The sequence below is a fragment of the Streptomyces sp. NBC_01478 genome (assembly GCF_036227225.1).
Taxonomy (GTDB): Bacteria; Actinomycetota; Actinomycetes; order Streptomycetales; family Streptomycetaceae; genus Streptomyces.
The window spans coordinates 7886515-7908289 of the sequence record NZ_CP109444.1 but is presented as its reverse complement, the minus strand read 5'-3'; the positions used below and the strand labels follow the sequence as shown (position 1 = coordinate 7908289).

Below are 21775 nucleotides of genomic sequence, written 5' to 3'. Positions count from 1 at the left end.
AAGGACGGGCGCCCCTGCCGATCGGGTCACTTGTTCAGGTGGGCCCAGAACTCGTCGAACGACAGGACCTTGTCCCCATTGAGGTCCCGGCTCTTGATGATGGCCTCGGCGACCGCCTCGGTCACGTTCCAGTCGCCTCCCTGGGCCAGGGCGGTCTTGAACTCGGCCGCGGTGATGACACCGTCACCGTCCGTGTCGATCCGCTGGAAATGCTTGCGTGCTTCCTCGATGTCCGCCACCGGATCCGCCCCTTCGTAACGCATTACTACCTGTTGACGCAGGCCAGATTAACCGGCCGCGCGAGCACGCAGTGCGGCGACCACCCACGCGAACTCCTCACGGTGCGCCCCCGCGGGCCCCGAACCCTTCACCGTGGACAGCAATTCCCGGTACCGGGCAAGCCTGTTGTTGGACGCCGCCTCCATCCGTTCGAGGACGACGGCCGGGTCGCCGCCGTCGCCGAGCACCTCCCGCAGGATCGCGTCGGCCTCCGCCGACTCGGGGGCGATGCCCCGCTCCCTGGCCTCCGCACCCAACTGCACCAGCCGCATGGGAAACCAGGTGGACCGCCCGCGGACGGCGGCGCGCTCCTGGTCCGACGCGTTGAACTCCATGACCTGGCGCATCTGCGCCCGGAACTCCGGGTCCTGCACCATCTCCGCCAACTCCACCCAGGCGTCGACCTGTTCGGGGGTCGGATCGTCCGGGAGGTCCGACGCGATGGAGCGCATCCGCTCCTCGATGGCCGGGTCGACGGTGTCGAGCCCGTGGAACAACTCGTCCACGAACTCCTCCATGATCCGCTTCCGTTCGGCTGCCGACAGCCTTGCCAGCCTGTTCATGAACGTCATCTCCTCTGCGGTCGAACCGCGTCGCGCCACGGTCGACAGCACCGCCCGGGTCACCCTCAGCGACTGGATCTGCGCGTCCAGCGCCACCACGTGCGCGGCGGCCACCTCCGCGATCGTCGTCTCACCCGCCAGCACCTTGCGTACGTCGTCCAGGCCGAGGCCCAACTCGCGCAGCGTGCGGATCAGTTCGAGACGGGCGGCGCACTCGGCGTCGTAGAGCCGATAGCCGCCCGCGGAGCGGGTCACCGGGGTGAGCACGCCCTCGTCCGACCAGTAGCGGATGGTGCGCACGGTCAGCCCGGTGGACCTGGCCAGTTCCCCGATGGTGAGAAGTCCGGTGCCGTCGTCGATCATGTTGGTGAGTGTGGGCCTTCCAGTGGGTGGAGACTCAAGCGGCGCAAGGAGCTTGGTGATGGAGACTCTTCGGGACATTCTCGATGCGGTGGCCCGGGACGACCTCCCGCCGGCGGACGGTCGCGTGACCGTCGTGCCGCAGATGTCCGCGCGGGACGCGGGAGTGCTCGCCTTCACCGCGCACGCGGTCGTCTTCGTCGACGAGGATCCGCAGTGGGTCCAGGACACCCTGGCGGCCGTGCCGTGCGACGCGCTCGCGGCGCCGATGAACCCGTGGTTCCTGACGGCCCTGCTGGAGCGGACGGGCCGCAGGGCGGAGACGATCGACGCGATGCTCGTGGGCTCCCCGCTGCCGGGCGAACCGCCGCTCCCGCTGCGGGAGATCACGGACGGCGACCATCCGCGGATCGTGTACGCCCGCGGCCGGCGCGACGACGTGCGCGCGTGGACGACGGAGGGCGGGGTGCTCGTGCTGGGGCGCGGGGTCGGCGGCCGGCTGGAGGTCTCCGTCGAGATCGACGAGGACGTACGGCACCGGCGGCTGGGGCGCGCGCTGGTGGCCGCCGCCCGCCACCTCACCACCGAGCCGCTGTGGGCGCAGGTCGCGCCGGGGAACGCCCGCTCCCTGCGGGCGTTCCTGGCGGCGGGCTACCGTCCGGTGGGTGCGGAGGCGGTGCTGCTCAGCGCGTCCTAGGCGTCAGTGCCAGGGGCGGTAGTTCGGGTTGCTCTCGCAGTCGCTCATGATCTCGACCTTGGTCTTCTTGTCGACCGGGCAGACGCCGATGATGTACTCCCGCTTGATGCCGCCGGGGAAGGCGACCTCGACCTGGTCGGCCCACTTGTGGGTGTCGCCGATGGTCTTGTTGACGTCCACGCCGCCCGGGGCGTCGATGTAGTAGTTGTAGCCCGACTTGTACCAGGTCTTGTACAGGTCGTGGTCGTAGGTCGTCGAGACGTACGGCGAGGGCTGGTTGACGAGGACGTACTTCTCGATGTCGTACTGCCCGTCGACGACGTCCTTGGGGGCGAAGCCCTGGTCGAAGACGATCGCCGGGCCGCGGCTGTCGCTGCGGTAGAGGGTGCCGCAGGTGGTGCGCCAGACCGGGTCGGGGGTGATGCGGGTGATGTCCACGCGCTGGTCGACCGCGGCCATCGCCGGGTCGGCGACCACGGGACAGGCCGGGGCGGCGGCGGCCCTTGCGGGTGTGTGGGTGGGGACGGTCGCGGCCGTGGTGGCGAAGACGGCCGCGAGGGACAGGACGGCGGCAGCGGTCCGCCGCCGCAGGTGAAGGGTGATCATGCAGGGCACGATCCCGGTTCTGCGGCGGCGGACTGTGGATCATCACTCGTACGGGGGCGTGTCCAACTGACCGGATTTCAGCCGAGATTCAGCGGACTCCGACCGGCTTCAGCGGAAGATGCCCGTGTGGCCCAGTGAGTAGCGGCCCGGCTGCGGATAGACCGCGAGGCCGTGCGGGCCGCCGCCGACCTTGATGCGGGCGAGCTGGGTGCCGGTGCGGGTGTCGATGGCGTAGACCTCGGAGTTGTAGCGGCCGGACAGCCACAGGACCTTGCCGTCGGCCGAGACGCCGCCCATGTCGGGGCTGCCGCCGTTCGGCAGGTGCCACTTCTTCGTCAGCTTGTTCTTCGTGAAGTCGAAGATGGAGATGGTGCCCTCGCCGCGGTTGGAGACGTACATCTCGCGCGAGTCCCGGCTGATGTACAGACCGTGGCAGCCCTTGCCGGTGGGCAGGAAGTTCGGCTTGGCGAAGGTGTCGCCGTCGAGGACCCACATGCCGTTCGCCATCATGTCCGCGATGTAGAACCGCTTCCCGTCGGGCGAGATCTTGACGTCCTGCGGCATCGAGCCGTGGAACGGCAGCTTCTGCTGCCCGATGACCTTCATCTTCTCGGTGTCGACCTTGAGCAGTTCGCCGCTGAACTCGCAGGAGACGATGAAGTACCGCCCGTCCGGGGAGAAGTCGGCGTGGTTGACGCCGTAGCAACCGACCGGGACCGCCTTCACGGTCTTCATCGTGTGCGCGTCCCGGAACACCAACCGCCGGTCGAGGGACGCCATCACGATCGCGTACCTGCCGTTGGGCGTGAAGTAGAGGTTGTACGGGTCGTGCACGTCGACGGGCTTGCCGGCCCTGCCCGTTCGGGGGTCGATCGGGGTGAGGGTGTTGCCCCGGTCGTTGTTGACCCACAGCGTCTTCAAGTCCCAGGAGGGAACGACGTGTTGGGGCTGCACACCGACCGGGATGGTCTCGATGACCTTGTACGACTTCGGGTCGATCACGGAGACCGAGTTGGAGTTGGTGTTGGGGACGTAGACCCGGGAGGGGAAGTCCCGGACCACCGGGGAGAGTTGGTTCGGCCGGTCGGCGGCGTACAGGTCGGCCGGGTTCAGCACCGGCGGCATACCGGGCAGTGCCTGCGCGACCCGCGGCTTCTTCTGCTGGTGTTGCGGCTGGAGCGCGGCCTTGGTGCCGAGGGCCTCGTCGGCGTGGTCCTGCGATCCGCAGCCGGCGAGGGCGGCCAGCGCGGCGAGGGCGGCGCCGGTGACCAGGGCGCGGGTGAGGGGTGTGTGTCGCATCAGCTCAGCAGCTCCGTGGTCGTCACCGCGCGCAGTCCGCGACGGTCGAGTTCTTGCAGGACGGCGGGGAGCGCGGCGACCGTGCCGGCGTACCCGAAGTGCATGCTCACGACCGACCCGTTGCGGACCTCGGCGAGCACCTTGCGGGTGATGGCGCCGGCGCCGGGCTCGGTGAAGTCGAGGGAGTCGACGTCGTAGGAGAGCACGTGCGGGTAGCCCACGCGGTGGGCCAGGCGCTGGACGAGCGGGGACGCGGCCGGGGCGCGCGAGGGCCTGAACCAGGTGCCGATCGAGCCGGTGAGCCGCTTGAGGCGGTCGGCGCAGTTGGTGATCTCGGCCAGCGCGTCGGTCTCGGACAGGGTGTTGACGGCGATGTGGCGCTGGGTGTGGTTGCCGAGGTCGTGGCCGCCGTCGAGGATGCGGCGGGCCATGGCGGGGTGGGTGTCGAGCCAGGTCCCGACGGCGAGAACGGTGATGTGGGCGCCGTGTCTCTCCGCCTCGGCGAGGAGGGCGGTGGCGACCTCGGGGTCGCCCTGGCCGTGGAAGGTGAGCGCGATCCGGGGGCGGTCGCGGGGTCCGTGGGTGATCTGCGCGGGCTGTCGCGGGAAGGCGCGGGGCGCGGGGGCTGGGAGCGGCGTCGCCTTGGCGGCGGGTGCCGGTCCGCTGGCGGGGGCGGCGGGGGATGCGGTGGAGCCGGTCGTGGCACATCCGGCGGCGAGAGCGCCCCCGGCGACGAGCCCGGCACCCGCACGCAACGCCGTACGGCGGTCGGTCGTGGTCACCCGGCCCATTTAAGGGGCGCCGAGTAAGAAACCAGGGCATTAACCCGTTTGGGGGACCCGCACGGGTCGCGCCCCAAAGGGGCGCGGGGCTGTATCGATGTGCGGCTCCGCCGCGTGGGCGCGACCAGCCACAGCGGACCCGCAGAAAACCGACAACCTATCCCGGCATCACAGCAGTTCACTCAACGATCAGAGACGCGCATCTCGAACCACGTCGTCTTCCCGCGCGGCAACAGATCGACGCCCCACCGATCGGAAAGTTTGTCGACGAGGAACAGTCCCCGCCCACTCAGGTCCATCTCCTGAACCGGCATCAGACACGGCAGCCCACGCGAGGGATCACGAACCTCGACCCGGATCCAGCCCCGCCGCCGCCTCATCCGCAGCCCGAACACCCGCGCACCCGTATGCCGTACGGCGTTTCCGACGAGCTCCGAGACAAGTAAGACGGCGTCCTCGGTCAGTTTCGGACTGAGCCCCCAGTGCCGCAGCACGACGATCTGGGTGAGCCGACGGGCCGTCGCGGCGGACTCGGGGCGGGACGGGAGCGGAACTTCCGCCTCCGTGGGATTGCCGAACAACTCGATCGCTTTGAGTGCCCGCTCGTCCTCGACCGCAGGCGACCAGCGCGCCGCGGTCGCACGGCCTTGTCCCCGCGGCTGTCCGATACCTTCCAGCCCCGCCATGCGTCCATCATGGCCGCCCCGGACGGGCTCCGGGGCGGTTCCGGAGGAATACGCCCCCCGGAAGCCCCCGTTCCGCGTCATTCGATTGGCATGTGCCAGAGGCATTTCAGGGCTGGCGACAGCCCCTGCGACCTGCGATGAAGGCTCTGTTGGAGGCAATCGACAGGCTCCCTCGACAAGGCAGGCTTAAGGTCACGTTAAGGTTCCCATAAACCACCCCGTCGAGGGACCTGTATGAGACATCGCGTCAATTGCAAGTGGATGAGCGGTATTTGACGGTCCGGTTCATCAGAACCCGACGGTCCGGTTCACTGGAACTTCGCCTTGCCGGGGCCCTCTTCGACGAAGCTGCGCATCCCGCGCTCACGGTCCTCGGTCGCGAACAGCCCCGCGAACCACGTCCGTTCGACCGCGAGACCCGTCTCGATGTCCGTCTCCAGACCGGTGTCGATCGCTTCCTTCGCGGCGCGCAGCGCGATCGCCGGACCCTGCGCGAGCTTCGCCGCCCACGCGTGCGCTTCGGTGAACACCTCGGCGGCGGGGGCGAGTCGGTCGACGAGCCCCAGCGCGAGCGCCTCGTCCGCCTTGACCATCCGACCCGTGAAGATCAGGTCCTTCGCCTTCGACGGACCGATCAGACGGGCCAGCCGCTGCGTGCCGCCCGCACCCGGGATCAGCCCCAGCAGGATCTCCGGCTGCCCGAGCTTCGCGTTGTCGGCCGCGATCCGGAAGTCCGCGCACAACGCCAACTCACAACCCCCGCCCAGCGCATAGCCGGTGATGGCAGCAACCACCGGCTTCGGGATACGGGCCACCGCCGTGAACGACTCCTGCAACGCCCGCGACCGCACCACCATCGCCGCATGGTCCATACGCTGCATCTCCTTGATGTCCGCGCCGGCAGCGAACACCTTCTCCCCGCCGTAGATCACCACGGCCCGCACGTCCTCGCGGCGTGACGCCTCCTCGGCGAGTTCCTTGAGGCGGTCCTGGGTGGCGACATCCAGCGCGTTCATCGGCGGGCGGTCGAGGCGGATGGTGCCGACGCCCTCGGCGACTTCGAGATTCACGGTCATGGGAGGCAGGTTAACGCGCGCTAACGACAACGGGCCCGGTGCTGTGTGTCACAGCACCGGGCCCGTACGTCAACTAACCGCTTACGCCTTCCACTTGTCCCACGACATGTTCCAGCCGTTGAGCCCGTTGTCAGGCGCCACGGTCTGGTCGTCGGAGTGCTTGACGACCACGACGTCACCGATCATCGAGTGGTTGTAGAACCAGGCGGCCGGCACGCTGCTGCTGTAGCCGCCCTTGACGTCCTGGAGGCCGACGCAGCCGTGGCTGGCGTTGTAGTTGCCGAAGGCGCCGCCGCCCCAGTAGTTGCCGTGGATGAAGGTGCCTGAGGTGGTGAGGCGGATGGCGTGCGGGACGTCCTTGATGTCGTACTCGCCGCCGTAGCCGACCGTTTCACCGTTCATGCGGGTCACTTCGAGCTTCTCGCTCATGACCATCTGGCCGTTCCAGGTGTCGTAGCCGGGCTTGCCGGTGGTGACCGGGATGGTCTTGATGGTCCGGCCGTCCTGGGTGACCTTCATGGTGTGCTTCTTGGCGTCGACCACGGAGACCTGGTTGCGGCCGACGGTGAAGGAGACCGTCTTGGTCTGCTTGCCGTAGACGCCCGGACGGCCCTCGACGCCGTCGAGGTTGAGCTTGACGGTGACCTTGGTGCCGGACTTCCAGTAGTTCTCGGGGCGGAAGTCGAGGCGGTCGTTGCCGAACCAGTGGCCCTCGACGTCGACGGCCGGCACGGTCGTGATGGTGATGGCCTTCTTCACGTCGTCGGGGTGCGTGATGCCCCGGGTGAAGTTGATCGAGAACGGCATCCCGACGCCGACGGTGGAGCCGTCCTCCGGGGTGAAGGCGCCGATGAACGTGTTCTTCGGGGTCAGCGTGGTGAAGCTGGAGTCCTCGGCGGCGACCCGGCCGTCGGAGTCCTTGGCGACCGCGTGCACGGTGTACTTGGTGGCGGCGGCGAGGTGGGTCGCGGGCGTCCAGGTCGCGCCGCTGCCGGTGATCGCGCCGGAGACCTTGGCGCCGTCCGCGTCCTTGACGGTGACCTCGGTCAACTTGCCCTTCGCGGCGCTGATCTTGAGGGCGCCGCTGGTGTCGACGGACTTCGAGCCGTTCTTCGGGGCGATGGTGACGACCGCCTGCGACTGCTTGGTCTCGGCCGTGTCCGAGCCCTTGGCCTTGCTGTCGCCCGAGCCGGACCCGGAGTTGGAGCCTCCGCCTCCGCCGCACGCGGTGACGGCGAGCAGCAGCACGCCGAGGATCAGCGCCAGCAGCCCCTTGTTTCTCCGGCCGCGGGCGTCCCCCGACGCCCCCGATATCGGTCGCACGTTCAAGACTTTCTCCCCTCGCCGGGCCCGGTCCGGCCCGCACACCCCAGCGCATCTGACGTGCGCATCCGCGCATATTAACCGCCAGGTTTTGAGCTTCATGTCAGGCGAATGTCACCGTTCGGTCGCAACTTCAACTGCCGCCTGACGCAGGCTCCCCGCCCCTCCTGCGGTCACTTCAGGGCACTGCCCGCCTTCCACTCCTTCCAACCCATGTTCCACCCGCCGAGGCCATTGTCCGCGGCGACCTGTTTGTCGTTGCTGTGCACGACCTCGACGACGTCCCCGACGATGCTGCGGTCGAAGAACCACCCGGCCGGGGTGTCCGAGCCACCGCCCTTCACGTCCCGCAGGCCCACGCACCCGTGGCTGACGTTGACGTGTCCGGGGGCGGTCGGCGCCCAGTAGTTGCCGTGCAGGAAGGTGCCGGAGTCGGTGAGCCGCATGGCGTGCGGGACGTCGGGGATGTCGTACTCACCGCCGAAGCCGACCGTGCGGCTGTTCATCCGGGTCACCTCCAGCATCTCCATGACCACCATTTTCCCGTTGTACGTCGTGGTCTTGGGGGCGCCGGCCGTGATCGGCACGGTGGCCAGCAGGGCGCCGTCGCGCCGCACCTCCATGGTGTGCCGGACGGCGTCGACGAGGGAGACCTGGCTGCGGCCGACGGTGAAGGAGAACGTCTTGTACTGGAGGCCGTAGACGCCCTTGGCCCCTTCCACGTCCCGCAGGCGGAGGGAGACGGTGACTTGGGTGCCCGGCTTCCAGTAGGTCTCGGGGCGGAAGTCGAGGCGGGTCTTGCCGAACCAGTGCGGGCGGACCTCGACGGCCGGTTTCGCGGTGATGTGGACCGCGCGCTCGACCGCGGCCCGGTTCTCGATGTCCCGGTTGAAGCCGAGGGAGACGATCATCCCGGTGCCGACGGTGGCGCGGTTCTCCGGGGTGACGTAGCTGATGAACCGTTCGTCCGGGACGTAGGTCGTGAAGGTGGTGTGCCGGGCGGAGCGGCGGCCGTTGCCGTCGAGGGCGACCGCGTCGACGGTGTACTCGGCGGCCAGCGCGAGCTTCCCGTCCTCGGGTTCCCAGCGCAGTCCGTCCTCGGAGATGTGGCCGGGGACGGGGGTGTCCTGGGCGTCCTGTGCCTTGACGACCTGCACGGACTCCAGGCGTCCGCCGTCCACCCGGACCACGAGCCGCCGGTCGGGTCTGACGCCCCTGCTGGCGTCCTCGGGCGAGATCCGGATCACATCCTCGGGCGCCGGTGCCTTGCCGAAGATGTCGCCGATACCGCCCCCGCCCGAGCCGTCCGAAGTACAGCCGGTGGCTCCGGCCAGCAGTCCTGCCCATGTCAGTACGGCGGCCAGTGCGACCCCCGCGCGCCGCGCGCGCCCTTGTGCATGCCTCACGGGGTGCTCAACGAGCGGGCACGCTCCGGGGAAACGTGAGTGCGACCCAAGCTCTGGGCAGAACAGTGGGGAGGATGACAGGACAGGGGCCCGCGACCGGGACGTCGCACGGCCTTCACCTCGTCGTTCCATGAGCCGCGGGAGGCCGGACGGTGTCGAGCGCAGCCGAGCAGGAGGCCGTGCAGGAGGGGCGCGTCGACGGCGGCGTGCCGGTGGAGCGATCCGTCGTCGACGAGGCCGTGCCGTCGCCGCGGGCCGCACCCGTGCTGAACGGCGCCGCGCACACCGGGCCGCCGGTGCCACCCGTGTGGCCGGGGGCGCCGATGCCGTTGGGGGCCCGGTTCCGGGTCGGCCCGGACGGGGTGGCGGGCACCAACTTCGCGCTGTGGGCGGGAGGTGCGGAGGCGGTCGAGCTGTGCCTCTTCGACGAGGACGGGGTGGAGACCCGCGCCCCGCTGACCGAGCTGACCCATGAGATCTGGCACGGCTTCCTGCCGGACGTCATGCCGGGACAGCGCTACGGCTTCCGGGTGCACGGCCGCTGGGACCCGTGGACCGGCGCCCGCTGGAACCCGGCGAAGCTGCTCCTCGACCCGTACGCGCGGGCGGTGGACGGCGAGTTCGGGCTGCCGCCCGAGGTGTACGCGCACGTGCGGGACTGGCCGCAGCAGCAGGTCGCGGACACCGTGCGCGACGACCGCGACTCGGCGCCGTACGTCCCGAAGGGCGTCGTGGTCCACGACGACACCACCGACGACGAGTGGATGGACGACCGCCGCCCGAAGACCCCGTGGGCGGACTCGGTCATCTACGAACTCCACGTCGGCGGCTTCACCAAACTGCACCCCGGGATACCCGAGGAACTCCGGGGCACCTACGCCGGGTTGGCGCACCCGGCCGCGATCGAGCACCTGGTCAAGCTGGGCGTGACGGCCGTGGAGCTGCTGCCCGTCCACCAGTTCGCGCACGAGGACCATCTGCTGCGCAAGGGCCTGAAGAACTACTGGGGTTACAACTCCATCGGCTACTTCGCCCCGCACGCGGCCTACGCGGCGACCGGTACGGCGGGCCAGCAGGTCGGCGAGTTCAAGCGGATGGTGCGGGCCCTGCACGCGGCCGGTATCGAGGTCATCCTCGACGTGGTCTACAACCACACCGCGGAAGGGGGCGAGTTGGGGCCGATGCTCTCCCTCAAGGGCATCGACAACCGCGGCTACTACCGCCTCCAGAGCGACGCCCGCCGCTACACGGACTACACCGGCTGCGGCAACACCCTGCACGTCGTCCAGCCGCACGTCCTGAGGCTCATCACCGACTCCCTCCGCTACTGGGTCACGGAGATGGGCGTCGACGGCTTCCGCTTCGACCTCGCGGCGGCGCTGGCCCGCTCGATGCACGACGTCGACATGCTGTCCCCGTTCCTCGCGGTCATCGCCCAGGACCCGGTGCTACGACGGGTGAAGCTGATCGCCGAACCCTGGGACGTCGGCTCGGGCGGCTACCAGGTCGGTGCCTTCCCACCCCTGTGGACGGAGTGGAACGACCGCTATCGCAACGCGGTCCGGGACTTCTGGCGGGGCGCGCTGCCGGACGTACGGGACCTCGGGTACCGGCTGTCGGGCTCCAGCGACCTGTACGCGTGGGGTGGCCGGCGCCCCTACGCCTCGGTCAACTTCATCACGGCGCACGACGGTTACACCCTGCGGGACCTGGTGTCGTACGAGCGCAAGCACAACGAGGCCAACGGCGAGGGCAATCGGGACGGTACCGACGACAACCGCTCCTGGAACTGCGGGGTCGAGGGCGAGACGGACGACGAGCGCGTAAAAGCGCTGCGGCGACGGCAGTTGAGGAATCTCCTCACCACGCTCCTCCTCTCCACCGGCGTGCCGATGCTGGTCGCGGGTGACGAGCTGGGGCGGACGCAGCGGGGCAGCAACAACGCCTACTGCCAGGACAACGAGATCAGTTGGGTGGACTGGGGTCTGCGGGAGGACCCCGGCTGGGCGGCGCTGACCGACCTCACCGCCCGGCTGATCGACCTGCGCCATCGTCATCCGGTGCTGCGCCGACGGGCGTTCTTCTCCGGGCGGGCCCATTCGGCGGACGGCATAAGGGACTTGGCGTGGTTCACCGCGCGGGGCACGGAGATGACGGAACGGGACTGGTACGCGCCCGCCGCCACGCTGGGCATGTACCTCTCGGGGCGGGACATCCCCGGCCGTGACGAACGCGGCGACCCGATCCTCGACGACAGCTTCCTCGCCGTCCTGCACGCGGGCCACCGGCCGGTGAGCTTCGTGCTGCCGGGGCCGCCGTGGGCGGAGCGGTACGAGGTGGTCGTCGACACGTCTCGGGAGGAGCAGGGGGAGGCGCCGGGGGTGGTGCACCGGGCGGGGACGGCGATCACGGTACCGGCGCGGGCTGTGCTGCTCCTGCGGGTGGTGGGGTGAGCTCCATTGCCCGTGTGTATTGCAGGTACATGAACTCCTCGCCGTCACTGGCGAGTTGAACCAGCCCGCTGATTGACTGCTTGTCATGTCTGAGATATCCCGCCGTGCCTTCGGTGGTCTCGTCGGCGGCGGCGCCGTGACGGCCGTCGCCGGAACGACCACCGCAGCGGAAGCCGTGGAGCGCCCCTTCAAGGCCCGCCCCGCCGCCTCCGGCAGACGCCCCAACCTCCTCGTCATCCTCGGCGACGACCTCGGCTGGGCCGACCTGTCCTCCTACGGCGCCCCGCACATCAAGACGCCGAACCTGGACCGCCTGGCCCGGCAGGGGGTGCGCTTCACGGACGCCTACTCCGGCTCCGCGACCTGCTCGCCGACCCGGTTCAGCCTGTACACCGGGCGCTATCCGGGCCGTACGCCGGGCGGGTTGGCCGAGCCGATCGCCAGCAGAACGCAGGGACTCGACCCCAGCCACCCCACTCTGGCGTCGCTGTTGAAGAAGGCCGGCTACTCCACCGCCCTGATCGGCAAGTGGCACTGCGGCTGGCTGCCCGACTACAGCCCCACGAAGTCGGGTTGGGACGAGTTCTTCGGCAACCACGGCGGTGTCCTGGAGTACTTCTCCAAGCTCGGCCAGCTCGGCGACTACGACCTGTACGAGGGCGACGCGACCTACCAGGACCTGCGCTACTACACGCAGGTGCTGACCGAGCGGGCGGTGGAGTACGTCGGCCGCGGCCACGACAAGCCGTGGCTGCTGAACCTCAATTTCACGACCCCGCACTGGCCCTGGCTGGCCGAGGGCGACGAGGAGACCGGCGCCGGGATCGCCGCCAAGATCCGGGCCGCCACGAGCCAGTTGGAGATCAGCGACGCCCTCAACCAGTACGACGGCGGTTCGGTCGCGAAGTACACGGAGATGGTGCAGAGCCTCGACGCAGCCGTGGGTGAGGTGCTCGCCGCACTGCGCCGGTCCGGGCAGGAGGAGAACACGCTGGTGTACTTCGCCAGCGACAACGGCGGTGAACGCTGGTCGTACCTCTGGCCGTTGAGCGGCGAGAAGTTCGTCCTCCAGGAGGGCGGCATCCGGGTGCCGACCATCGTGCGCTGGCCGCACCGGATCGACGGCAACCAGGTCAGCCACGAGCCGAACTTCTCCCCCGACTGGACCGCGACCTTCCTGGAGCTGGCCGGTGCCCGTCCCGACCCGGCGTACCCGCTGGACGGCACGAGCCTGGCGGGCTATCTGCTGAAGGGCGAGGAGCTGCCCGAGCGGGACCTGTTCTGGCGGGTGCGGGCCAACCGGGCGCTGCGGCGCGGCGATTGGAAGTACTACCAGGACGAGGACGGCGACGACCACCTCTTCGACCTCGGCGCCGACATCCGCGAACAGGCCGATCTCGCCCCCGACAAGCCGGAGTTGCTCGCCGAACTGAAGGCGGCCTGGGAGCGGATCGCCTCCGGCCTGCTCCCCTATCCGAGCTAGCCGAGGATCCCCCGGTCGTACGCCACCGCGACGGCCGCCGCGCGGTCCTTGACGCCCAGCTTGCCGTACAGGTGGGTGAGATGGGTCTTCACGGTCGCCTCGCTGATGAAGAGTTCGCGGGCGATCTCACGGTTGGAGGTGCCCTTGGCGACCAGGGCCAGCACTTCGCGTTCGCGGGCGGAGAGCGTCTCGTTGCCGGGGGCGGTCTGGGGGCTGCGGACCGCGGAGACCAGCCGGGAGGCGACGGCGGGCGAGAGGACGGTGCGGCCCTGGGCCGCCGCGCGGACGGCGGTGAACAGCTCGTCGCGCGGGGCGTCCTTCAGGAGATAGCCGGTCGCGCCCGCCTCGATCGCGGGCAGCGTGTCGGAGTCGGTGTCGTACGTCGTCAGGACGAGCACCTTCGCGCGGGCGGCGCGGCGGGTCAGCTCGCGGATGGCGTCGACTCCCCCGCCGCCCGGCATCCGCAGGTCCATCAGGATCACGTCCGGGTCGAGGGCGGCGGCCCGCTCCACGGCCTCGACGCCGTTCGCCGCCTCGCCCAGGACGCGGAATCCGGGCGCGGACTCGAACATGCCGCGCAGACCGTCCCGTACGACGGGATGGTCGTCGACGATCAGAACGGAGATCAGCAACTCGTCACTCATGGCGGACCAACGGTACGCGAGCCGAGAGGGCCGTGCCGTGACCGGGCTCGGACTCGACCGCGAGGGAGCCCGCGATGCGTTCGGCGCGGGCCCGCATGCCGTCGAGGCCGAAGCCGGCGGTGCGGGTGCGCTCGGGCAGGGCGAGCGGGTCGAAGCCCCGGCCGTCGTCGCGGATGTCGAGGATGACCTCCTCCCCGACGAAGGAGAGGGTGACGCCGACGCGGGTGGCGCGGGCGTGCCGGGCCGCGTTCGACAGGGCTTCCTGGACGATGCGCAGCAGGGTGGCGGAGACCTCGTCGTGGAGCTGCTCGGTGGTGCCGGTGACGGTGAACTCGGCCCGGACACCGGTGCGTTCGCCCCACTCGGCGACCGTGTTCTTCAGCGCCTCGGGCAGTCCGTCGTTCTCCAGGGCGACGGGCGCGAGGTTCTGCACGGAGCGGCGGGCCTCGCCGAGGCTGTGCCGGGCGAGCGCGGAGGCACGGTCGAGGTGGGTTCGGGCGGTCGTCAAGTCGGGTGCGTTGGCGACGACTTGGAGCTGGGCGATGATGCCGGTCAGGCCCTGGGCGATGGTGTCGTGGATCTCGGCGGCGAGCCGCCTCCGCTCGTCGGCGACCCCGGCCTCCCTTGCCTGGACGAGGAGTTGGGCGTGCAGGGCGGCGTTCTCGTCGAGGGCCTGCTGGAGCGCGGTGTTGGTGCGTTCGAGTTCGGTGATGGTCTCCGTGCGCTCGTGGGACCGCTGTGTCTCCTGCTGGGTGAGATGCGCGATCGCCATCTGGAGGACGGAGTTGACGGCCACGAGCGCCACGAAGAGGACCCATTGCAGCCCGCTCCCGAACGGCATCCCGCCGGCCTGCGCTCCGGCCACGGTGACCGCGCTCGCGAACAGCCCGACCCGCTGCCCCACCGTGCCCGGGATCAGTTCGTCGGCGTCCATGAAGCCGGAGGCGGCGTAGAACGCGAAGAACGGGTCGAGCCAGGTGAGGACGAAGGCGAGGGCCCAGCGGACGACGTAGTACGCGGTCCCCGCCCGGGACGGGATCCGGCCGCGGCCGGGGCGGCGGGCGCGGGTGCCGTGCCACCACAGTTGGAGGACGAGCGCGGCGCCGGCCAGGGCCCAGCCGACCCGCCACTGGGCGGTGGTGTAGTCGAACAGATCGGAGGAGACGAGCGCGAGGACGACACTGATCCCGAGCAGCCCGTACGGCCCCCACGTGTGCAGTTGCTCCCAGCGGCGGTCGATCTGCCGGTCCCTGGTGGTCATCCCCTCAGTCTGCACGGCCGCCTCCCCTACTCCCAGCGGAACCAGCGCGAGGCGGCGCCCGTCAGCAGCAGGGTCCACATCGCGAGCACCCCTACGTGCGTCCAGCCCGGCCAGTTCCCGGCGGCCGCCCGGTTCAGGGCCTCGGCGGCGGCGCCGAACGGGGTGTAGCCGACGATCCGGGCGAGCGTGTCGGGCATCGAATTCACCGGGATCCACACGCCCGCGCAGAACATCATCGGGAAGAACACGGCCGATCCGATCGCGCCCGCGATCTTCGTGGTCCGGGACAGCGCGGAGACCACCGCGCCCAGCGCGAGCGAGGCCAGGATCGCGAGGAGCAGGGCGAGGAGATAGCCGTAGGGCTGCCGGGGGAGGCGTACGTCGAAGGCGAGGCGGCCGACGGTCAGCGCGCACAGGGCGGAGGCCAGGGCCGCCGTGCCGAAGACCACCATCTGCGCCGTGAGGAGGACGGACGGGCGGACCGGGGTGGCGGACATCCGGCGGAGGATGCCGCGTTCGCGGTAGCCGGTGAGGTTCTGCGGCATCGACTGGAGACCGCCGACGATCATGCCGAGCAGGACGGCGACCGGGACGTACACGTCGATCGTGCGCAGGCCGCCGAGGTCGGCGTCGTGGTCGCGGAAGCCCGGGATGGAACCCAGGATCACCAGGAGCAGGGTGGGGAAGAGCAAGATCCAGAAGAGGGCGCCCGGTTCGCGGCGGAAGAGCCTCAACTCGGTGCGCAGGACTGCGGTGTTCATGCGGTGACCTCCGTCAGGTCCAGGAACGCGTCGTCCAACGTGGCGTCGGACACGCGGAGTTGATGGGCGGTGATGTGGCCCCGGGCGAGCAGGGTGATGACGGCGTTGACGGTCTCGTCGGAGCCGGAGAGGGTGATCCGGCCGTCCTTGCGCGCCACGGACGTGAGGGCGGGCAGCGCGTTCAGGTCACCGTCGTCCAGGGGCGCGGAGGGCGTGAAACTGATGACGGTGGAGCCGGCCGAACGCCGGATCAGCCCCTCCGGGGTGTCCAGGGCGGCCACCTTGCCCTTGTCGATGACGGCGATCCGGTCGCACAGCCGCTGCGCCTCCTCCATGAAGTGCGTGACGAGCAGGACGGTGACCCCGCTCGCCCGCACGTCCTCGATGAGCTGCCAGGTGTCGCGCCGGGCGCGCGGGTCGAGCCCGGTGGTGAGTTCATCGAGGACGACGACGCGGGGATTGCCGATCAGCGCGAGCGCGATGAACAGCCGCTGCTTCTGGCCACCGGACAGCTTGGCGAACCGGGTGGTCAACTTGGCGGTCAGGCCCAGGCGTTCGGCCAGCGGCTGCCAGTCGGCGGGGTGCGGATAGAGGGCCGCGTACAGCTCCAGGGCCTCGCGGACGGTGAGCTTGGCCTGGAGCTCGCTCTCCTGGAGCTGGGCGCCGAGGACGCGGGCGACCTGCTCGTGGTCGGCGACGGGGTCGAGGCCGGTGACGCGGACGCGGCCGGCGTCGGGGACGCGCAGGCCCTCGACGCACTCGACGGTGGTGGTCTTGCCCGCGCCGTTCGGGCCGAGGATCCCGAAGATCTCGCCCTCCTCGACGGCGAACGAGACCCCGTCCACGACGGCCCGGCCGCCGTAGGACTTGCGCAGTGCGGTGACTTCGATGACAGGTGTGGCTGACATGTTCCGAGGGTCCCGGGAACGCCGGTGCGGGCACATCGCCCATCGCGCTCGACCGTGCATCAACCGATCGGTTGATGCGGTCCTACGACCTCCTGGTCGGCCAAAACTCGGTGGGCACTGTCAGTGGTGGTCCGTAGGCTCGCCCATGATGTCGACGACACATGCAGCCACCGAGGACCACACCGATCGCTCCGCCGTGCGCACCTTGCTGCGGCTGTGGCCGTACGTCCGCCCCGTGCGGGTACGGCTGTTCGCCGCGTCCGGGGTCGCCGTCGTCGCGTCCTGTACGGGGCTGGTGTTCCCGCTCGTCCTGAAGTGGATGGTGGACGGGCCGGTCGCCGACCGGGACACGGCGGGCGTGTGGCTCGGGGCGCTGTATCTGCTGCTGCTCGGGATCGCGGAGGCGGGACTGTTCGGGCTGCGCCGGTGGCTGGTCGCGCGGCCGTTGTCCCGGGTCGAGGCGGAGATGCGGGCGGATCTCTACCGGCATCTCCAGCGGCTGCCGGTGGCCTTCCACGACCGGTGGCCCTCGGGCCAGCTCCTCTCCCGGGGCACGACCGACCTGATGCTGCTGCGCATGTTCCTCGCCTTCCCGCTGACGTTTCTGCTGGTCAACAGTGTGACGATCCTGCTGGGCGTGATCATCATGCTGCTCCAGGACTGGACGCTGGGCCTGGTGATCCTGGGTCCCGCCGTGCCGGTGATCGTCATGTGCGTGGTCTTCGAGCGGCGGTACGCGCAGGTGGCGCGGCTCGCGCAGGACCAGGTCGGCGATCTGACGACGGTGGTCGAGGAGAGCGTGCTCGGCATCCGGATCATCAAGGGCTTCGGCCGCCACCGCAGCCAGGCCCGCGCCTTCCGCGACCTCTCCCACACCCTGCGCGGCACCGAACTCCGCAAGGCCCGCCTCCTCGCCGTGATCTGGGGCGTCATCGTCACCCTGCCCGAACTGGCACTGGGGGCGACGCTGGTCCTGGGCACGATCCAGGTCGCCGACGGCAACCTGTCGGCAGGCACGCTGGTGGCCTTCCTCTCCACAGCACTGGCCCTGCGCTGGCCGGTGGAGTCGATCGGCTTCCTGTTGGCCATGAGCCAGGAGGCGGCAACGGCGACGGAGCGCTACTTCGAGGTGATGGATGTAGCGCCAGAGATCGATGTAACGCCCTCAGAGGAGGCGCCCCAAAGGGGCGCGGGGAACGGCGCGACCAGCCCAAACGAACCCGCACCCGACAACGATGGCATCCGTTTTTCGAAAGTCACCTTCCGCTACCCAGACGCCCCACCGGATTCCCCACCCGTCCTCGACCGCATAGACCTGCACATCAGACCCGGCGAATCCATGGCCCTCGTCGGCGCCACCGGCACCGGCAAGACCACACTGACGGCACTGGTCCCCCGCCTCCACGAGGTGACCTCCGGCCACATCACCCTGGACGGCGAGGACATCACCGCCATGCCCCGGGAAACGCTGCGCGCCACCGTCGCGATGGCCTTCGAGGAACCCACCCTGTTCTCGGCGAGCGTCGGCGAAAACGTACTGATGGGCGCCGAAAAGGGCGCAGGACAACCGGAGTTGGAGCGCGCACTGGCCGTCGCCCAGGCCGACTTCGCCCACGCGCTGCCGCACGGCACGGACACCCAGGTGGGCGAACAGGGCCTGAGCCTCTCCGGCGGCCAACGCCAACGCCTCGCGCTGGCAAGGGCGGTGGTCGGCGCACCCCGCTTCCTGGTCCTCGACGACCCGCTCTCCGCGCTGGACGTCCACACCGAGGCAGCCGTGGAAGCCGCGCTGCGCCACGTCCTCGCCGACACCACCGCGTTGATCGTGGCCCACCGCCCGTCCACGGTCCTCCTCGCCGACCGCGTGGCCCTGCTGTCCGAGGGCCGTATCACGGCGGTGGGCACCCATCAGGAACTCCTGCGGACGAACGCGGAGTACGCGCACTTGATGTCGGGGGCCGAGCGCGAGAACGACACGGCTCAACCAACGCGCCCTGAAGAGGCGCGGGACAGTATCGACATGCGGCTCCGCCGCGGGGCGCGACCAGCCCCCACCGGCCCGCGGACTCAACACCACCCGGACCGGCACCAGCACCCCCACCCGGTCGGTGAGCAGGAGGACGCCCGATGACCGCCCCGACCACCTCCGCGCCGCCCACCGACCCCGACGACAACCCCGAACCCCCGCTCCGGCCCGCCGCAGGCGACCCCTTCGACCACGACGACCTGCCCACTCCCCCGGGCGCGACCGCCACCCTCCTGCGTTCGCTGCTCGCGCCGATGAAGGCCCAGGTCGCCGTCACGACCCTGCTCCTGCTGCTCCAGCAGGCGGCGGTGCAGATGGGCCCGCTGCTGGTGGCATACGCCATCGACCGTGCCGTGCCGGCGTTCCGGGACCACGACCGCGGTCCGCTGATCGCCGTCGGGGTGGGCTATCTGCTGTGCGCGCTCGTCTCCGGCGTGCTGCAGTACGCGTTCATCGGGGCCTCCGCGCGCGTCAACCAGGACGTGCTGCTCGATCTGCGCGGCCGGATCTTCCGGCACGCGCAGGCGCTGAGCATCGACTTCCACGAGCGCTACACGTCCGGCCGGCTCATCTCCCGTTCCACCACGGACATCGAGGCCCTGCGCGAACTGCTCAGCGAGGGACTCCAGGAGCTGATCACGGTCATCCTGTCGTTCGTGTACATCTCGGCGATGCTGCTCTGGCTGGACCTGGGGCTCGGCGCGGTCGCGGTGGCGTCCTTCGTGCCGTTGTATCTGCTGGTGCGGGTCTATCAGCGGCGCGCGGTGCGGGTGTACGCGGTGCGGTCCACGGCGATCGCGCGCGTGATCGTGAAGTTCGTCGAGACGATGAACGGCATCCGCCCGGTCCGCGCGTTCCGCCGCGAGGCGGTGAACGACGCCGACTTCCGCGTCCTCAACCGGCACCACGAACGGTCCAACGGCGACGCCCTGTTGGAGATGGCCCGCTATGTGACCGGCTCCCGCCTGGTCGCCAACACGGCGGTCGCGGTGATCGTGCTGTGGGGCGCGACCCGGGTCGCGGACGGTTCCCTGGAGCTGGGCGTGCTGGCGGCGGCTGTGCTGTATCTACGGCGGCTCTACGACCCGATCGACCGGCTCGGTATGTTCCTCAACTCGTACCAGTCGGCCGCCGCGTCCCTGGAGAAGATCGCGGGGCTGCTGGCCCAGACGCCGTCGGTGCCCGAGTCCTCGACTCCCGTACAGCTCCCGGCACTTGAGTCGGAGCAGCCCGGCCGCGAGGTGGTCTTCGAGGGGGTCCGCTTCGCCTATCGCACCGGCGGCGAGGTGCTGCCCGTCTTCGACCTGACCCTCCCAGCCGGCCAGACGGTCGCCGTGGTCGGCTCCACCGGCGCGGGCAAGTCCACCCTGGCCAAGCTTCTCGCGCGCTTCTACGACCCCTCGGACGGGCGGGTGTCGCTCGACGGCGTCGACCTGCGCGAGCTGTCCGTGCCGGAACTGCGGCGTGGGGTGGTGATGGTGACGCAGGAGGCGTTCCTGTTCTCCGGCACGGTCGCCGAGAACATCGCGATCGGGCGCCCGGACGCGCCCCGCGCGGAGATCGAGCGGGCCGCGAAGGCGATCGGCGCGCACGACTTCATCAGCGCGCTGCCCGACGGCTACGACACGGACGTACGCAAGCGGGGCGGTCGTATCTCGGCGGGCCAGCGCCAACTCGTCGCGTTCGCGCGGGCGTTGCTCGCCGACCCGGCCGTCCTCATCCTCGACGAGGCGACCAGCTCCCTGGACGTCCCGGGCGAACAGGCCGTACAGCGCGCCATGTCGACGGTCCTGCGTGGCCGTACGGCGGTCGTGATCGCCCACCGGCTGTCCACGGTCGAGATCGCGGACCGGGTCCTGGTCATGGAACACGGCCGGATCATCGAGGACGGCACCCCGGCCGACCTGATCGCGGGGACGGGGCGCTTCGCGGCGCTGCATCAGGCTTGGCGGGACAGTCTGGCGTGAGCGAGGCGGGCGGGGGCTGTCGGTCACCCTTCGTCACCTCACGTCCCCACTCCGACCTTGCTAAGTGGAACCTTGTTCCGTATTGTTTCCGGAACAAGGTTCCGTTTGCTGATGTCGGAGGAACACGGTCATGCAGTACCGCACCCTGGGCCGCACCGGTGTACAGGTCGGCTCTCTCGCGCTCGGCGCGATGAACTTCGGCAGGATCGGGCGGACCACGCAGGAGGAGGTCACCGGAATCGTCGACGCGGCTCTCGCCGCCGGGGTCAATCTCATCGACACCGCCGACGCGTACAGCGGCGGCGAGTCCGAGGAGCTGCTCGGCAAGGCGATCGCCGGGCGCCGTGACGACATCGTGCTGGCCACGAAGGCGAGCCTGCCGATGGGCGAGGAGCGCAACCACCAGGGCGCCTCGCGCCGCTGGCTGATCACCGAGCTGGACAACAGCCTGCGCAGGCTCGGCGTCGACCATGTCGACCTGTACCAGATCCACCGCTGGGACCCGCGCACCGGCGACGAGGAGACCCTGTCCACGCTGACCGACCTCCAACGCGCGGGAAAGATCCGCTACTTCGGCTCCTCGACCTACCCCGCGTACCGCATCGTCCAGGCACAGTGGGCCGCCCGGGAGAACCACCTGGGCCGCTACGTCACCGAACAGCCCGGCTACTCGATCCTCCAGCGCGGGGCGGAGACCCACGTCCTGCCCGTGACCGAGGAGTACGGGCTCGGCGTCCTGGTCTGGAGCCCGCTCGCCTCGGGCTGGCTGTCGGGCGCGATCCGCGCGGACCGGCCCATCGGCACCAGCCGCTCCGCGTTCATGCCCCAGCGCTTCGACACCACCGTCCCCGCCAACCGGGCCAAGCTCGACGCGGTCGAGCAACTGGCCCGGGTCGCCGACGAGGCCGGCCTCACGATGATCCAGCTCGCGCTCGGTTTCGTGACCGCGCACCCCGCCGTGACCAGCGCGCTGATCGGCCCCCGGACCCTGGACCACCTGGACGCGCAGCTCGCCGCCGCGGACACCGTGCTCTCCGCCGACGTACTCGACGCGATCGACACGATCGTCGCCCCCGGCACCGACCTCGCCGCCCACGAGAAGCACGACACCCCGCCCGCACTGCTCGACCCGTCACTGCGCCGCCGCTGACGCTCCCCACCGCGCCTCGTCCGCACCGCCGGACAGCGCCCCGCC

At 70.1% G+C, this 21775-nt stretch carries 19 protein-coding genes; 6 read left to right on the top strand and 13 right to left on the bottom strand.

What is annotated here, in order from left to right:
• Positions 1 to 26: 26 nt before the first annotated feature.
• Together OG223_RS35940 and OG223_RS35935 are read right to left on the bottom strand one after the other, a co-directional pair.
• Positions 27 to 239 (bottom strand): EF-hand domain-containing protein, encoded by a 213-nt coding sequence (locus tag OG223_RS35940; protein ID WP_200689953.1) that lies wholly within the window; start codon positions 237 to 239, stop codon positions 27 to 29.
• Between the two features lie 48 nt (positions 240 to 287).
• Entirely contained in the window at positions 288 to 1205 is a 918-nt protein-coding gene (locus OG223_RS35935; RefSeq protein WP_329257765.1) for a MerR family transcriptional regulator, read from the bottom strand.
• Between the two features lie 58 nt (positions 1206 to 1263).
• On the opposite strand from OG223_RS35935, the gene OG223_RS35930 reads away from it, so the two are divergent.
• Entirely contained in the window at positions 1264 to 1899 is a 636-nt protein-coding gene (locus tag OG223_RS35930; RefSeq protein ID WP_329257763.1) for a GNAT family N-acetyltransferase, read from the top strand.
• 3 nt (positions 1900 to 1902) lie between these two features.
• Here the strand turns inward: OG223_RS35930 and OG223_RS35925 are convergent, their stop codons facing one another.
• The 7 genes from OG223_RS35925 to OG223_RS35895 all read right to left on the bottom strand — a co-directional run bounded on the left by OG223_RS35925 (position 1903) and on the right by OG223_RS35895 (position 9077).
• Positions 1903 to 2505, bottom strand: a complete 603-nt coding sequence (locus OG223_RS35925; protein ID WP_329257759.1) for an ADP-ribosyltransferase — start codon at positions 2503 to 2505, stop codon at positions 1903 to 1905.
• A 108-nt stretch (positions 2506 to 2613) separates the two neighbouring features.
• Positions 2614 to 3804, bottom strand: coding sequence for a YVTN family beta-propeller repeat protein (locus OG223_RS35920; RefSeq protein ID WP_329257756.1), 1191 nt, complete (start codon positions 3802 to 3804; stop codon positions 2614 to 2616).
• Entirely contained in the window at positions 3804 to 4595 is a 792-nt protein-coding gene (locus OG223_RS35915) for a polysaccharide deacetylase family protein (protein ID WP_329257754.1), read from the bottom strand. The genes OG223_RS35920 and OG223_RS35915 overlap by 1 nt, the downstream gene beginning before the upstream one ends.
• Positions 4596 to 4768: 173 nt before the next feature.
• Positions 4769 to 5272: an ATP-binding protein gene (locus tag OG223_RS35910; RefSeq protein WP_329257752.1), complete on the bottom strand. Its 504-nt coding sequence runs from the start codon at positions 5270 to 5272 to the stop codon at positions 4769 to 4771.
• A gap of 308 nt (positions 5273 to 5580) precedes the next feature.
• Positions 5581 to 6348, bottom strand: a complete 768-nt coding sequence (locus OG223_RS35905; RefSeq protein ID WP_329257749.1) for an enoyl-CoA hydratase/isomerase family protein — start codon at positions 6346 to 6348, stop codon at positions 5581 to 5583.
• 81 nt (positions 6349 to 6429) lie between these two features.
• The gene (locus OG223_RS35900) at positions 6430 to 7677 is read right to left on the bottom strand and encodes a L,D-transpeptidase (protein WP_329257746.1); all 1248 of its coding nucleotides are present in this window, start codon (positions 7675 to 7677) and stop codon (positions 6430 to 6432) included.
• A 167-nt stretch (positions 7678 to 7844) separates the two neighbouring features.
• Positions 7845 to 9077 carry a L,D-transpeptidase gene (locus OG223_RS35895; protein WP_329257743.1) on the bottom strand — a complete coding sequence of 411 codons (1233 nt, stop codon included), beginning with the start codon at positions 9075 to 9077 and terminating at the stop codon, positions 7845 to 7847.
• A 152-nt stretch (positions 9078 to 9229) separates the two neighbouring features.
• Between OG223_RS35895 and glgX the strand changes: the two genes are divergently transcribed.
• Positions 9230 to 11530, top strand: a complete 2301-nt coding sequence (glgX, locus tag OG223_RS35890; RefSeq protein ID WP_329257741.1) for a glycogen debranching protein GlgX — start codon at positions 9230 to 9232, stop codon at positions 11528 to 11530.
• An 85-nt stretch (positions 11531 to 11615) separates the two neighbouring features.
• The gene (locus OG223_RS35885) at positions 11616 to 13013 is read left to right on the top strand and encodes a sulfatase family protein (RefSeq protein WP_329257738.1); all 1398 of its coding nucleotides are present in this window, start codon (positions 11616 to 11618) and stop codon (positions 13011 to 13013) included.
• Here OG223_RS35885 and OG223_RS35880 read toward each other — a convergent pair.
• From OG223_RS35880 to OG223_RS35865, 4 genes are read right to left on the bottom strand one after another with little or no spacing between them, the layout of a single operon-like run.
• Positions 13010 to 13657: a response regulator transcription factor gene (locus OG223_RS35880; RefSeq protein ID WP_329257735.1), complete on the bottom strand. Its 648-nt coding sequence runs from the start codon at positions 13655 to 13657 to the stop codon at positions 13010 to 13012. The two genes, OG223_RS35885 and OG223_RS35880, sit on opposite strands and share 4 nt — an antisense overlap.
• Positions 13650 to 14918, bottom strand: a complete 1269-nt coding sequence (locus OG223_RS35875) for a sensor histidine kinase (protein ID WP_329257732.1) — start codon at positions 14916 to 14918, stop codon at positions 13650 to 13652. The genes OG223_RS35880 and OG223_RS35875 overlap by 8 nt, the downstream gene beginning before the upstream one ends.
• Positions 14919 to 14944: 26 nt before the next feature.
• Complete coding sequence (locus OG223_RS35870; RefSeq protein ID WP_329257729.1) at positions 14945 to 15679, bottom strand: ABC transporter permease; 735 nt, start codon at positions 15677 to 15679, stop codon at positions 14945 to 14947.
• Positions 15676 to 16587, bottom strand: a complete 912-nt coding sequence (locus OG223_RS35865; RefSeq protein WP_329257727.1) for an ABC transporter ATP-binding protein — start codon at positions 16585 to 16587, stop codon at positions 15676 to 15678. The genes OG223_RS35870 and OG223_RS35865 overlap by 4 nt, the downstream gene beginning before the upstream one ends.
• A 148-nt stretch (positions 16588 to 16735) precedes the next feature.
• On the opposite strand from OG223_RS35865, the gene OG223_RS35860 reads away from it, so the two are divergent.
• The 3 genes from OG223_RS35860 to OG223_RS35850 all read left to right on the top strand — a co-directional run bounded on the left by OG223_RS35860 (position 16736) and on the right by OG223_RS35850 (position 21730).
• Positions 16736 to 18718, top strand: a complete 1983-nt coding sequence (locus OG223_RS35860) for an ABC transporter ATP-binding protein (RefSeq protein ID WP_329257725.1) — start codon at positions 16736 to 16738, stop codon at positions 18716 to 18718.
• Positions 18715 to 20580 carry an ABC transporter ATP-binding protein gene (locus OG223_RS35855; protein ID WP_329257722.1) on the top strand — a complete coding sequence of 622 codons (1866 nt, stop codon included), beginning with the start codon at positions 18715 to 18717 and terminating at the stop codon, positions 20578 to 20580. Before OG223_RS35860 ends, OG223_RS35855 begins: the two co-directional genes overlap by 4 nt.
• Positions 20581 to 20710: 130 nt before the next feature.
• Positions 20711 to 21730 carry an aldo/keto reductase gene (locus OG223_RS35850; RefSeq protein WP_329257719.1) on the top strand — a complete coding sequence of 340 codons (1020 nt, stop codon included), beginning with the start codon at positions 20711 to 20713 and terminating at the stop codon, positions 21728 to 21730.
• Positions 21731 to 21775 lie beyond the last annotated feature (45 nt).

Excerpts from the sequence above, each read along its gene's own strand:
- OG223_RS35915 (WP_329257754.1), bottom strand. The coding sequence starts at position 4,595 with ATGGGCCGGGTGACCACGACCGACCGCCGTACGGCGTTGCGTGCGGGT.
- OG223_RS35885 (WP_329257738.1), top strand. The coding sequence starts at position 11,616 with ATGTCTGAGATATCCCGCCGTGCCTTCGGTGGTCTCGTCGGCGGCGGC.
- OG223_RS35910 (WP_329257752.1), bottom strand. The coding sequence starts at position 5,272 with ATGGCGGGGCTGGAAGGTATCGGACAGCCGCGGGGACAAGGCCGTGCG.
- OG223_RS35925 (WP_329257759.1), bottom strand. The coding sequence starts at position 2,505 with ATGATCACCCTTCACCTGCGGCGGCGGACCGCTGCCGCCGTCCTGTCC.
- OG223_RS35850 (WP_329257719.1), top strand. The coding sequence starts at position 20,711 with ATGCAGTACCGCACCCTGGGCCGCACCGGTGTACAGGTCGGCTCTCTC.
- OG223_RS35870 (WP_329257729.1), bottom strand. The coding sequence starts at position 15,679 with ATGAACACCGCAGTCCTGCGCACCGAGTTGAGGCTCTTCCGCCGCGAA.
- OG223_RS35930 (WP_329257763.1), top strand. The coding sequence starts at position 1,264 with ATGGAGACTCTTCGGGACATTCTCGATGCGGTGGCCCGGGACGACCTC.
- OG223_RS35935 (WP_329257765.1), bottom strand. The coding sequence starts at position 1,205 with ATGATCGACGACGGCACCGGACTTCTCACCATCGGGGAACTGGCCAGG.
- OG223_RS35920 (WP_329257756.1), bottom strand. The coding sequence starts at position 3,804 with ATGCGACACACACCCCTCACCCGCGCCCTGGTCACCGGCGCCGCCCTC.
- OG223_RS35865 (WP_329257727.1), bottom strand. The coding sequence starts at position 16,587 with ATGTCAGCCACACCTGTCATCGAAGTCACCGCACTGCGCAAGTCCTAC.
- OG223_RS35875 (WP_329257732.1), bottom strand. The coding sequence starts at position 14,918 with ATGACCACCAGGGACCGGCAGATCGACCGCCGCTGGGAGCAACTGCAC.
- OG223_RS35855 (WP_329257722.1), top strand. The coding sequence starts at position 18,715 with ATGACCGCCCCGACCACCTCCGCGCCGCCCACCGACCCCGACGACAAC.
- OG223_RS35860 (WP_329257725.1), top strand. The coding sequence starts at position 16,736 with ATGTCGACGACACATGCAGCCACCGAGGACCACACCGATCGCTCCGCC.
- OG223_RS35905 (WP_329257749.1), bottom strand. The coding sequence starts at position 6,348 with ATGACCGTGAATCTCGAAGTCGCCGAGGGCGTCGGCACCATCCGCCTC.
- OG223_RS35880 (WP_329257735.1), bottom strand. The coding sequence starts at position 13,657 with ATGAGTGACGAGTTGCTGATCTCCGTTCTGATCGTCGACGACCATCCC.